Here is a 13,163-nt window from a genome sequence, read left to right as displayed (position 1 = left end):
GACCGACATCAGACGCGAAGCGGTCATTGGCGATGCCAGTTATCTCGATAACGCGCCGGCAACAATGCCGTTTGAATTACCCGAGCTCGTGGATGGCCACGTTAGGGACAACCGACTTCGCAATCTGACACAGGTGTTGATGATGCGTGAGGTAAATCACCTGGCCCACACTAGCCATCTCGCCGAACAATCGGAAAACTTCCTCCGACCGGAGATGGTCGAAAGTCTCCATGATGTCGTCGGCAATGAACGGAACAGACGGCCTGAGCATGGCAAACTCGTAATATCCGGCGAGGCGTAGAGCCAAGTAGAGCTGAAAACGCGCGCCTTTCGACAAAGCGTCTGCGACCTTCGATTGGCCATCCCGCTGTGTCGCGATGAGGACCTCGCCGCCCTTTACCGGTTGGGTCGTCAAGCCTGTGTACTGGCCGCGCGTTATCAGTGCGAAGGCGTCGGACGCCTCGCTCATCATTCCAGAGCGGTGACGTTCGCGATAAGCCCGGAGCGCGCTCGCCGCCGACATCACCCCGAGCTTCAACTCGATGTAGCGGGCTGCCTTCTCCTCGATTTCGAGAAGAACAGTGCGGCGCTCGGCATCGATCCTGGCAACTTGGCTGTCGGCGCCGATTGCATCGAGCTTGTCGGTCGCCCGGGTTCGCCGGACGAGCTGCTGTTGCAGTGAGTCATCGAGGTCGGCGAGGCGCCGCTCGACTTCGGCCTTTTCAATTGCGAGCCCATCGAGATCAAGGCCCTCCAGCAAGGACCGCGCTTGGGTAAAGCCGGCGACGGCGATCTCGCTCGTCAGTCGTTCCTCAAGTTCGCCCATGGTGCTCTGCAGGCCATCTCGCTCACGAAGCTGTTGATCGCGCTCTGCAACCTGCGGCAGAGTTTTCACGCCAAAGGCATCGAGCACTTCCTGCTTTGTGGTCTCGTGTGCAGCGACATCAGCGTTCAGTGTCTCTCGAACCTCTTGTAACTTCTGAACATCAAGGAGGAGATTTATCCTCGCCTGACGGGCACGCTCGGCTTGCTCTAGACGTTCTGTTAGCCTGACGCTCACTTGTTCCGGCGCCTCATCGCTCGCATGCTCGCTGGCCTGCTCGCCAAGTCGGGCCACCTCTTCAGAAAATGCAGTCCTGTCCGCCTCCATCTTGCGGATGCGGATACGCATGGCCTCACGATCCTGCAGGGCTTTTGACAGCTCCGCCAACTGATCGAGCACGCTGCCGAGGCCAGTCCCGGCGGTGCCTTCTTCGAGCCAGGTGCCCTTCAGCGTTTCCTTGACCTCGGCCTGCCATGCACCCTCTCGCCGCTCGGCAATTTCAACAGCGAGCCGCCTGGCGGCCAGCTCCTCTTCCTTCGCGGTGACGCTCCTCAGCGCTTCCGCACGTTCCGCGTCGACCTTCGCCTGCCTATCGAGAAAGCGGTCGGCGGCGACCACCATTGCCTCCAGAACCTCACCAGCTTCCGGCTGAATTCCAACGCTTTGAAGAGACAAGGCCAATCCGAGATGGATCCGCTCGCCTTCGGCTGTTTCGCGTTCAATCGTTGCGCGAGCGAGGAGGGTTTCGTCCCAAGCGGCAAATGCGTCAGCGCGCGCGGAAAGGCGCTCCTCGAGAAGTCCGATCAGCAGGTCGAGCGACTGCCCCTGGCAATCCTCAAGCAAGGCGCTGGCCATTCGCTTGATTTCAGCGAACGCCATTTCTGCGCGCTGGGCTACCCCCGCGAGTTGGCAGCTTACGCGCTCTATTGCCGCCTCGGTCTCGGCAGCCTTTTGCTTGATTGCGCGCAGATCCGCCAGCTCGCCCGCATGGGCCAATCGAGCCGCGTCGGCATCATCGTCCCTGGCCAATGCTGCGGAAAAGGCATCTGCCGTTTCGGCCTTGAGGTCGGCCCGGTGATTTCGCCACGCCTCATCTCTCTCACGTCGTATAGCTGCCGCTGTGTCATCGTCGGCTAGATCGACTGAGGCGCGGACAGCAGCCAGGCGCAATGAAGTAGATACCAGGCTTTGTTCATGCTCAGCCAGGCGCTCAGAGAAGACTGCCTTGTCCCTTTCAAGCTCCGCGGTCAGTGTTTTCCAGGCAGCCACCTGCGTTGATGACGGAACCGATATTTTCGAAAGTGCGTCCGCATCTCCGGACCACGGCTGGAGGCGCCGCATCGCATCCACCAGCTTTGTTTGACGCTCGTCCTCCAAGGCGCGCGCCTCTCTTATCTCCCGTGTGTAGCTACTGCCCTTCGCCTCCGACACCGCTGCCATCAACCTGGCTCTTGCAGGCTCGGGCACCGCCCTCTCCTCGCCAACGCGACCTCGCGCAGCGTTGAGCCCGTCGAGCGCGGCAGTGGCCTCATCGCGGGCCATCCGCAAGCTCGTCGTGATGCCGGAGCGTTGCTCAACTATGTTGCGAAGCGTGCCGACCACAAAGGCAGGGAGGATGAGTCGGGACGGATCCTGTTCGGCCGATCTTCCGAGCGCGGCGAGACAGTTCGCCACGATTTGGTCAAGCATCTGAACTTCCATCTTGCGGGTCGGTAAATCCATGGCCGCGGACACATAGCGAGCCTTGCGATCGGCGAGTCCGCGCACCTGTTCGGAAATCGCCAGCACGGCGTCGTCGACAGCAATTGCTTGGATCTTTGCCTTCGCCCGATCGATCTCATCGGTGTTTGCGTGAAGACGAGTTCTTAAGCCCGCGTCCTGATCGATCAATTCCGCGATGCTGCCATTCCATGTTCTGGGAGGTGACGGGATGTCGGGCAACTCAGCCAATCTGCTCGCCTTGCGTCTGATTTCTGCCAGGAGCGGAGCCGCGCGCACATATCGGTCGATTGTAGCCAGTCGCGCCGACAACACCGATCGTTCAGCGAGGCTGCGATCATAGTTCTCCTGGGCTTCCACCCGTTCCGCCTCGAGGGCCTCGAATGTCGAGGCCAAGGTGTCGATCGTCTCCTTGCGTGACTTGAGCTCCGCGAACCGCTTCTTCAGCAGCGCGATTTCTGTGGTCTGGGCCTGTTTTCGGTGAAGCCCGTCTGCCTCCGACTCCAATGCGGCTAAGACATCGCTGGCGTGCCCGAGTCCGGCGCTGGCAGTGAAGAGAAGCTTACCGAGATCGCCGCGCGATTCAAGGATCGCCTTGCCTCCTGCTTCCAGCGTCTCGTCATCCAGCGAGAACATGCTGCTGTAGGCATCGCGAGACAAGCCCGCGAGGTGCGCCGAGATGGCAATCTCGCTCAGGGGCCGGCCTTCAGCATCGTGCAGCGAGTTGCCGCGGCTTTTGGTGCGGGAAACGGCAAGTGCCCTCCCCTCGAATTCGAGCAGTCCGCCGATGCGCATCGAGCTGTACTCGTGCAGGAAATTGTAGCGGCTGCGCTCCTCGATGCCAAACAGCAGATCAAGATACGCGGAAAGCGCCGTCGACTTACCGGCCTCATTCAGCCCGAAAACGATATGCAGATCGGGACTTGAAGCCGGTTTCTGTCCGAAGTCGATCGCCTTGTTGGTGAACTTGCCGTAGCGGGTCAGATCAAGGCGCCGCAATCTCATCGCGTTGCACCGGCCTTGAGCCTTGCCGTGACCAGGTCGACGCTTCCGGCAAGCACATCGTCGAGAAACTGTTCGAGCCCCGCTTCGTCCCTGCCGGCGAAACCACGGGCATCGGGCGGCAAGTCCGCGATCGTCTTCAACACGAATTCCCGCGCTTCGGACCGAAACGCTTCCGAGCCCGCATTGGCGTGCATAGACTGTGCGAGCTCCAGGGTGGGATCGGCAACACTTCCCGAATCTCCGACAGCGGGAGCCGAAAGATCGAGCTCCAGCTTCTCCACCCAGGTGTCGCCCACCAGCTCGGCTGCCTGCTCGGCTTCTGCGACGGCCAAGTCTCGGTCGCGCATCAGCGACCACGAAAGGGCAGAAGTGCCGAGCAAGCAAAGGCGAGCAACAAGGTAGCGCGATCTGGCACTCTCCCTGGATTGCTCCAGTCCTGCTCGGATACGGACGGTGGCCTCACTCCATTCCGATGCCCCGGTCAGATCGACGCTCACCCGCTCGAACTGCGCGACACTGGTGAGCCTCTCCTCGATCTCGACCGAGCGATCGTCGCGAATGGTGACCAGCGTGATCGATTTCTCGCCCGCCTCATTGATGTCCCTCCCCTGAGGTATTCCCGGCATCACGAGCGTGCTTGCACCGGAATACACTTGGCGAACGTGAATGTGGCCAAGCGCCCAATAGTCAAAGCCGTGGCCATGCAGGTCGGCGACGCTGCAAGGTGCATAAACATCATGGCCGGGGGAGCCAGCCAGGCTGGTGTGCATGATGCCGATGTTCGCAGCTCCCTCTTGCGGGCCTGCATATTTCGGCAGCAGGCTTTCGGCAGCCCTGGGACTGGCGAAGCTGAGGCCATGGAACACGACATCTAGCCCAGCGCCAGACTGGATCACGGATTGGCAGCGGCCGCCAAAAATGCTCACCGTGTCGGGCAACACGAGCTGCTTCGTAATCCGCGACATGGCGTCGTGGTTGCCGCGGATCATGTAGACCCTGACCCCAGCTTGATGGAGACGCGTCATCTGGGATCCCAGAAAGCGTGCCGTCTTCATCGAAGTCTGGTCGCCATCGTAAAGATCGCCGGCGATCACGAGAGCGTCGACGCGCTCCGCCAGGCAAATGTCCATTATTGCAGCGAATGCCTGTCGGCTGGCATCTCCGACGAGTTCGGCGACCTCGGGATTGCGCAGCGCAAGCGAGCGCAGAGGCGAATCGAGATGGATGTCCGCCGTGTGGATAAATCGAAATGCCATTCGAAATGCTCCCCTGGCGAACGGAAGCTCAAGCGAAAGCCGACGCCAAGTCAAATTTTTGCAGAACCGCTTTGGCAAGCGGCGAAAGCCCCTTGGTTTTCGGTAGCAAAGTCCGTCTGCCTTGAGCAACAGTTTCGATGCGTCGATTAGGAAAGTCGCTATCCATTCTGGCATTGTGCGGGGATGCAAGCGCTGCACTCCTGTCGCACCCCATCTTCTCGTGGAACATATGTCGCTCACACCCACGGAGCAAAGGCCTGGTCCGACTCCCTTCAGAATTCGCAATAGCAAGCAGCTGACCGGATCGTGGTCCGATTTTTGGTTGAAAACAATGTCCCGCCTGTTATTCGGCGCTATAGTTTTGAAATATTCCGTGGAAAATATTGATCCGGCGAAACGAGTGCATTTTCAATAACTTCATTTCGTGAAAATTGGCTGCAAGGTCGAATCGTTTCAGACAGCCTGTTTCTGGGCCTGCATCACCGAAGATGGCAGGCCTTGGCGGAACTCAAGTTGGCCGGGGCGGAAACGTGGGTTTGAAAAAAGTGAAAATTCCTCTTTCCGCTTTTTCGCTCTTCGTCAGATCAAAGAGTACCAGATGACTGGATTGCCAAGGGAGAACCCGGTGAAGCCACTGGCGGGATCGAACAAACAAGGCGAGCGCTACGTCCGGCCGGACGTGGTGGCGGCCGAGATAGAGGCGGTCCTTGAATGGCCGCTGCCAAAGGCGTTCGCTCTGGCTGCGGCGGGCAAGCTGCGGCCTCAGACGCTCGTCTACCTGATGCGAAACTGCAGGCCGAACCGACCTACTGCGCAGTATGATGCCCTGATCGTTGCGTTCTTCTCAAGGCTGCAGCGGGCCGGCGCTCCAATGACAAGGGATATGTCGGACCTGGACAGGGAACGCGTGGACGATCTGGTCAAGGACAAGGCATTGAAGTTGATAGAAACCGACCGCCTGGACATTTTCGAGATGAGTTTCAAGCTCGGTGCGGAACGGCTCTATCTGACTGCAAGGGCCGCCGTTCGGCTTCGCACGAGAACCGAGGTCTCGCGCGAGGACCTGATCGAACCGGGCTCGGACCTGACCGGCGAGGAGGCTGCGGATTCGCTGAGTCTGGCCAAAGGTGGGTCGATGCCTTTGGCGGAAGCCAAGGCTATGTTGAACCAGATCTACGAGTTGCTCACCGAAAAGGAGCGACTGGCCATATTCTACGTTCATCAAGCTGGCCTGACCGAGAAGGAAGCAGGCGAGCAGATGGGCTGCACCGACCGCAACGTCCGATATTTGATCAAGAGCGCGAGCCGGAAGGCCCGGGCGAGCGAGGAGAGCGCGCCACGCCAAAGGCGCGGGAAAGAGTGAGGCCATGAATAGCAACCCAATCCCTATGGATCAGCTTGACGATATACTGGCCGGCGTGCATCTCGAGCTCGAGGATGGCGCCACCGCCGACCGCATCAATCAGATCGCAAACGAGAACCCGCAACTGCGCGCCGAGATTCTGGCGTTTGCCGCCGAATGGTTCGCTTCGGATGGAAGTGATTTGTCGGACGACATCCTTACCGTTCAACAGACGGTTTCGGAGCATACAATATTGTTGGAGCGGTTTTGGCAGCTGACGATGCCTGCTGCGATCGACCCGTTCGAGAAACTGTCAACTGATGACCTGCAAGCATTGGCTGAACGATGCCGCGTCGACCTGATTATCCTGCGTCAGCTTGTCAGGGGCCGCATTGACGAGACCACCATTCCGGGAAAGTTGATTGCCTGGCTTGCAGACGCCACCGGCGCGAGTATGGCAGACGTCTGGTCACATCTGGCATCGAGTCAGATCAACGCCGCGGCCGATTATTTCGCGCCTTCCGGCAGGCGCACGGGCACAAAGGTAAGCTTCGCAGAAGCGATTCGAAGTTCGGACCTCAGTGCAGATGACAAACAGTTTTGGCTCGCGCACTTGGAAGCTTGATTGGACCAGTTTGCAGCAATTCGCGCACTTGCTCGGGCGCTCAGGAATGAAGCCGCACTGTCGGATTCTCTGACTGCGATCGAGGTTGCTCGCGGGGCGGCAAAACATCTCCGGCTCACCATCCGACCACATGATCCGGACTACCATGAGCTGGACGGTGCCCATGGCGCGCTCGACCGTCAGTTCAAATACATCTTCGTGCGCAATGACCTGGCCGATGACGAACTGGCCGAGGTGCTCGCCCATGAGATTGGTCACTTCAAAGTCCATGATGGCGTGGAGAAGGGCTACTATCCCCGCTCGGAAGCGAATGGCGGGGATCCCAACCAGCGCATTGAGACTTATGGCATCAAGGAGCGCCGGGAGGCCCAGGCCAACAGTTTCGGACGAGAGCTGGTTTTGCCGCGGCCGCTTGCCAAGCAACTATTTCTGCAAGGAATGAACGCGAGCCGCATCTCTGAAAACCTCAAGGTGCGCTATGACACCACGCTGCAGCAACTTGCCGACGGCCTGCTTCTGCCTGATGTACAGCCCACGGCCGAGACGTCCAGTCCCGCAAACGACAATTGCAATGAGTCACAGGCCCGCGCAGTCGATCATCGCGGGTCGCCATTCCTGCTTGGGGCCGGGCCTGGAACCGGAAAGACCAAGACCCTCACCGCCAGGATCGTCTCCCTGATTGAGGACAAGGTCCCGCCAGAGAAGATCCTGGCTCTCACGTTTTCGAACAGAGCGGCACTAGAACTGGCCGAACGGGTCCAGCGCGTAGCGGGCTCAAGTGCCGTCAATGTCTGGACCGGAACATTTCATGCTTTCGGATTGGACACGATCCGCAAGCACCATGCGCTCTTCGGCGTCTCGGACGATCCAAAGATCGTCGACGCCAGTGAAGGCGTCGCAATGCTTGAGGAGGTCCTGCCAGCGCTGGATCTGAAGCACTACCTCAATCTCTTCGAGCCGGCGCTGGTGCTTCGCGACATACTGCGAGCGATCGCACGCGCCAAGGACGAATTGTGGAGCTGGAAAGACTACGCGCGGGCTGCCGAACAGATGCGCGCGAGGGCACAGTCTGATGACGAGGTGGTGGCTGCCGAGAAAGCTCGCGAAGTAGCGCTGGTCTACGAGCACTATCAGAACCAGCTCATCAAGGACCGGGCGGTCGACTACGGCGATCTGATCATGCGACCGACACTGTTGATGCGCTCGGACCAGGATTTCCGGGAGGGAATGCGCAAGCGCTTCACTCATGTCCACATAGATGAATACCAGGACGTGAACCGCGCTAGCGCGATGCTTGTCAAGGAAATCGTTGCAGAAGGCAGCAATCTGTGGGTCGTAGGCGACGCCCGTCAGTCCATCTACCGGTTCCGTGGCGCATCCGCGGCAAACATAGCCAGGTTTGAAGCTGACTACTTTGCGGGAACAAGGGATGGCCTGGACGAAAACTATCGCTCAAGCGAAGAGATCGTCGAGGCTTACACCGCCTTTGGCGCCACCATGAAAGTCAGCGCCGTCGCAGGCACCAGCACGCTGCACGCCGCAATCGGTTCGATCGGTGAGAGCCCATCCATTTTTCCATGCGCCGACACCCAGGCCGAGATGGACGTCCTTGCCGGGTCAATCCGCGAGCTCGAGGCAAGAGGCGTTTCGCTTCGCTCCCAGACTGTTCTTGCCAGAAGCAACGGCTTGCTTGCCACTGTTGCCGAAGAGCTCGAGGCACGGGGAGTACCCGTTCTTTATCTCGGACCACTTTTTGAGCGCGCAGAGGTTCGCGATCTGCTTTCCCTACTTTCGATCATTTCCGACAGCGCAGGCACCGGCCTGGTGCGAATCGCTGGTCTTCCGGAGTATCGCATTCCCCTAGAGGACGTCCTGAAGGTCGTTGGGGCCGCACGCACTACCGAGCAACGGATTTTCGATCTTCTCAGAAAAATCGAGAGCTTTAAGGAAATTTCACCGGCCGGGCTTGCCGGACTGATGATGTTGGCCCGCCACCTGCAAGGGACCACCCAAGGCACGACACCCTGGCTAGCGCTTAGCCGGTTTCTTTTTGACACAAGCGACTATGTAAGGACGGTTCTGTCGGGTCAGTCGCCGTCCGATGACCTGCGTCGGGTCGCTGTGCGCCAACTCCTCGATGCGCTGCGCGCCATGCCCCTCCACGGTAAGGGAACACCGATCCGCCGCGCCCTTGATCGCATCCGCCACATGATCATGCTTGCCGACGAGCGCGACCTCAGACAGCTTCCACCTGAACTGAGCGGGCTGGACGGGGTGCGCCTTATGACCGTTCACGCATCCAAGGGCCTGGAGTTCGAGGCCGTCCACCTGCCGGGGCTTTACGCTGGAGCGGTTCCCGCGCCAAACCGACCGCCGGCCTGCCCCGCGCCGGTCGGAATGCTAGGCCCCGAGGAGGAGGACGCTCACGAGGCGGAGGAGGAATGCGTCCTCTTTGTTGCCATGTCGAGGGCAAAGAGGCACCTCAGACTCTATCGGCCGACCATGCGAAACGGCCGGAAGGCCAATCCATCAAAATTTCTCGAGCGGGTTCCCGTCGGCCCGGGTCATTCTCTCGCCGGTGTGATCCGCAAATTGCCCCCGCCGAGCTACCACCCTATTCGTCTTCCGACTGCCCCTGATGAGCTGACAGCAGATGATGTGGAGCGCTACGCCCAATGTCCGCGCCGCTTCTTCTACGCCCGCGTCCTGGGCTTGTCACAGCGATCCAAGGCGGGCGCATATCTTGCCGCGCATGGCTGCGTGCAAAAGGTGATCGCCTTCGTTCGCCAACTCGGCGAAGGCGTCGAATATGATCGCGCCGAAGCCGCTGCAATTTTTGACCAGGCGTGGCGTGAAAGCGAGCTCGAAGAGCACATGTTTGGCGCTGCATATCGCAAGCTGACCATGTCGATGCTTGATCGGTTGCACGCTTCGGCGGCTGGAGCGGCCGCCACCAATGGCCGCCTCTCCACGGCCATTGGTGGCGAGATCGTCGGCCTGGAGGTGGACCGCGTCGTTCGCGACGGCGACAACCACGTTGTCAAGACAATCCGTTCGGGGCGGCAATCGACCGGTGATGCGGATCGGCTGTCAGCGACCCTTCTTCTCAAAGCCGTCGAAGAGACGCTCGGCCCACAGACGCGTGTCGAGAACCATTACCTGCTCCTGGGCTCCGTCCTTGAGATTGGCCAGACAAAGGCGAAGTTCGACAAGCGTCTGGACGACTGCGAGGCGGCGATCGCAGATATTCGGGACGGGCTCTACGAGCCAAGGAAGGACGATTTCCGCTGCCCGCGCTGTCCTTACCTCTTCATTTGCGCCGCGCCGAACGCCGAAGCCTGACCGGGACCTTTCCTCGCGAGCACCGTTTGGCGGCCGAAGCACCGGCGGCGAAATCAATCCTCTAAAAATCTTGGCAGCGGCCTTTCCGCTTTCATTGAGCTCAGCCGATCCAATGTTCAAGGGCGGCCTGTTGCCGTGCCGGAACAGAGGAAACTGATAGATGAAGACTGTAATCTTTTTCACGGCCGGAGCCGAGCCTCCCGATCGCCTCGAACTGGAAGGGGCTGCCGTCGTCGGGGATCTCCTTGCCTTGGTGAAGGAGCGCGGTATCGATGTCGCCGAGCTCCTGATTTTCAAAGAGGACGACGACGAGCCCCTGGAGCACCACCACCCGCTCCATGGCCATGACCACCCGGTGTTCCATGCCCACCGCTGCCGCAAGGTCGACGTCACGGTCCACTACAAGATGGAAGCCTTCAAGCACAAGTTCGCGCCCTCGGCGACGATCGCCAAGGTGACGCGCTGGGCCGTGGAAAAGGCTGGCCTTGGCAAGGAGGAGGCCGAGGAGCACGTCCTCCAGATCCATGGTAGCCGCGTCCAGCCGCCGCAGAATGCACATCTGGGCAGCTTCACCGGCGAAACCTGCGCCGTTGTGTTCGACCTGGTCCGCAAGAAGCTGGTGCAGGGCTGATGGCGGCCTTGCCGACAGCCGAGGAAAGGGCGTTCCAGGAACACCTGGAGCGCCCTGATTTCCAGCTCGGCACGATCAAACAACAATGGCGCTTGCTGCGCGTGGCGTGGCCGACTGCCGACTTCGCGATAAGAGCGCGCGACGGCAGCGAGTGGGGGTTCCGTTTTCTTCTGGACGGCTATCCAGCGCAACTGCCGAACGCCAGGCCTTGCGACATGGAGACCGGCGTGCCGCTTGCCGCAGAATATTGGCCGAAGGGTTCGGGCCGGGTGGCGGCGGCGTTCAATCCAAACTGGAACGCTGCGGCCCTTTATTTGCCGTGTGACCGAATGGCGTTGCCCGGGCACGAGCAATGGATCGTGGAGCATCCAGAACTGATCTGGAAGCCCGCCCGCGGAATTGTTCATTATGTGGAGATCATTCATGACCTTTTGGCTTCGTTCGCTTATTTCGCGCCTGTTCGGCCAGCCGCCTGATCTCTCGATCCCGGTCGAGTTGTGGCTCGAACTTCTTCACGGACTGCGAGCGCGTGGCGGCAACCACCGGGAAAGCGGCGCTTTCCTTCTGGGACCGAATACTGCGCACCGCAGGATCACCTCTATCGTGTTCTACGACGAGATCGATCCTCACGCGTTCGATACCGGCATCATCGAGATCGACGGCGGCTCGATGGCGGATTTGTGGAACATCTGCCGTGAACGTGGCGAGGTTGTCGCGGCCGACGTTCACACCCACCCCGGCAGTGCCGGGCAAAGCGAATCTGATCGGCTGCACCCAATGATCGCCGAGCCGGGTCACATCGCGATGATCCTGCCTCGCTTTGCCGCCGAGCCGATCAGGTTCGAGGAGATCGGGCTCTATCGCTACCTGGGCCGTTTTCGCTGGACCGCACTCAAACGGTCGCTTCTGCGGCCCACACTGCGCATTGAAGGAACAATCCATGGCTGAAGATATCATTGACACCCTGAACAGGTCCGCCAAGCTGTTCATGGACCGCGGCACGGCCGCTACCGCGGAGGAAGCCGAGCAGCGGTTGCATTCTTTCCGGATGCATCTTTTCATCGGCGAGAGCGCAGCGTCGAGCCCGACCCATCTGGCGGCGCTGCTTACCGCTCTCAATTGCGCTCGCCGCACCTTCCTTGGCGGCGTTACGGTGTCGGGCTTCCTGCACGCGCCTTTGACGGTGCCGATCGTTGCCGGTGCGACCCTGGCTGACGCAGTAGGACACCTGCAGGGCATCGTCGTCGAGAACATCCCGCAAGACGTTCCGCTTGTCAGCATCGGAGCTCCGCCGGCGGTCGATCGCGCGGGTTTTGCTATCAGAACAACATTCGAAGGCTGGCGAGCCGGCCTAGTGCCCTTCGGCGCCCCTGCCCTCGCCGACTGTGCCGAGTTTGCTCCCTCTGGCGTGGTTGCTGGGGCGCTGGCCGTGTCGGAAGTCTTCGCCCATTTCGATGGCGAGCCGATGGCGGGACACCGACCGATTGGGATGTCGCTGTGGGACCTCAAAGGGTCCGCCGATTGGAGATCGCCGACGTCTGATGGACCCGCCGTGGCAAAGGTCCCATCGGATTTCTGGGTGATAGGGCTTGGCCATCTCGGCCAGGCTTTTCTATGGACGATCGGGCTCCTGCCTTTTGCCGATCCGTCAAATGTCCGCATCTTCCTTCAGGACGTCGACCGGGCCGGACCGTCGACCGAGAGTACATCCGTTCTCACTTTCGCTACAGACGCCGGGCGGCTGAAGACCCGCGTCTGCGCTGACTGGGTTGAGGCCCGCGGCTTCCAGTCCAGGCTGGTCGAGCGGAGGTTCGCTTCCGACCTGCGTGTTGGCCACGACGAACCCCTGCTGGCGCTTTGCGGGGTGGACAACCCCCAAGCGCGGGCTATCCTCGAAGGCGCGGGCTTTGCGACGGTTTTCGAGGCCGGCCTCGGTAGCGGCGTAGAGGATTTCCGCCTGATCAGAACCCATAGCTTCCCGGCACCAAACAAGGCGCTCGATATCTGGGCCGACGACCCGGAGATGGACGAAGCGGGGCATCAAGGAAACGCGCCCGTTGCCCTGGCGGGGCGCCCGCCTGCTTATAAGGATCTTCATGATCGCGGCGATCTCGACGAATGCGGCCTGACGCGGTTGGGACAAGTGGCGGTGGGCGCTCCCTTTGTCGGTATGATTGCTGCTACCGTCCTGATTTCGCAAACGATCCGGATGGTCGCCGATGGCGTTCGCCCCACCGTCGTCAATTTGGATATTAGAGCACTACAGCATCGTAGGCTGGTGCTGCGCGAAGCTCATGACATCGTTCTGTTTGGCACCGCCGGATTGGCCTGAGGAGGATATCCACCCACCCGAGATACAAGTTCCCTCGCCCCCGCTCTGCATCACACGTGCGCAATCAGTCGACAGAGGACTCGTGGCG

9 protein-coding genes are annotated in these 13,163 nt (G+C 60.4%); 7 read left to right on the top strand and 2 right to left on the bottom strand.

Annotated elements, in window-relative coordinates:
* Positions 1-76: 76 nt before the first annotated feature.
* Together AC0L2L_RS28555 and AC0L2L_RS28550 are read right to left on the bottom strand one after the other, a co-directional pair.
* The gene (locus AC0L2L_RS28555) at positions 77-3,547 is read right to left on the bottom strand and encodes an ATP-binding protein (RefSeq protein ID WP_473583225.1); all 3,471 of its coding nucleotides are present in this window, start codon (positions 3,545-3,547) and stop codon (positions 77-79) included.
* The gene (locus AC0L2L_RS28550; protein ID WP_473583224.1) at positions 3,544-4,803 is read right to left on the bottom strand and encodes a metallophosphoesterase family protein; all 1,260 of its coding nucleotides are present in this window, start codon (positions 4,801-4,803) and stop codon (positions 3,544-3,546) included. Before AC0L2L_RS28550 ends, AC0L2L_RS28555 begins: the two co-directional genes overlap by 4 nt.
* 625 nt (positions 4,804-5,428) lie before the next feature.
* Between AC0L2L_RS28550 and AC0L2L_RS28545 the strand changes: the two genes are divergently transcribed.
* The 7 genes from AC0L2L_RS28545 to AC0L2L_RS28515 all read left to right on the top strand — a co-directional run bounded on the left by AC0L2L_RS28545 (position 5,429) and on the right by AC0L2L_RS28515 (position 13,075).
* Positions 5,429-6,166 (top strand): sigma-70 RNA polymerase sigma factor region 4 domain-containing protein, encoded by a 738-nt coding sequence (locus AC0L2L_RS28545; protein WP_473583223.1) that lies wholly within the window; start codon positions 5,429-5,431, stop codon positions 6,164-6,166.
* Positions 6,167-6,170: 4 nt separating this feature from the next.
* The gene (locus tag AC0L2L_RS28540; RefSeq protein WP_473583222.1) at positions 6,171-6,770 is read left to right on the top strand and encodes a hypothetical protein; all 600 of its coding nucleotides are present in this window, start codon (positions 6,171-6,173) and stop codon (positions 6,768-6,770) included.
* The gene (locus AC0L2L_RS28535) at positions 6,771-10,112 is read left to right on the top strand and encodes an ATP-dependent helicase (protein ID WP_473583221.1); all 3,342 of its coding nucleotides are present in this window, start codon (positions 6,771-6,773) and stop codon (positions 10,110-10,112) included.
* Between the two features lie 160 nt (positions 10,113-10,272).
* Positions 10,273-10,743 (top strand): hypothetical protein, encoded by a 471-nt coding sequence (locus AC0L2L_RS28530; RefSeq protein ID WP_473583220.1) that lies wholly within the window; start codon positions 10,273-10,275, stop codon positions 10,741-10,743.
* Positions 10,743-11,219, top strand: a complete 477-nt coding sequence (locus AC0L2L_RS28525; RefSeq protein WP_473583219.1) for a DUF7665 family protein — start codon at positions 10,743-10,745, stop codon at positions 11,217-11,219. Before AC0L2L_RS28530 ends, AC0L2L_RS28525 begins: the two co-directional genes overlap by 1 nt.
* Positions 11,167-11,691 (top strand): MPN domain-containing protein, encoded by a 525-nt coding sequence (locus tag AC0L2L_RS28520; RefSeq protein WP_023774349.1) that lies wholly within the window; start codon positions 11,167-11,169, stop codon positions 11,689-11,691. The genes AC0L2L_RS28525 and AC0L2L_RS28520 overlap by 53 nt, the downstream gene beginning before the upstream one ends.
* Complete coding sequence (locus AC0L2L_RS28515; RefSeq protein WP_473583218.1) at positions 11,684-13,075, top strand: hypothetical protein; 1,392 nt, start codon at positions 11,684-11,686, stop codon at positions 13,073-13,075. The genes AC0L2L_RS28520 and AC0L2L_RS28515 overlap by 8 nt, the downstream gene beginning before the upstream one ends.
* Positions 13,076-13,163 lie beyond the last annotated feature (88 nt).

Source organism: Mesorhizobium sp. WSM4832 (assembly GCF_055811115.1).
This window is presented reverse-complemented; position numbering and strand designations above follow the sequence as displayed.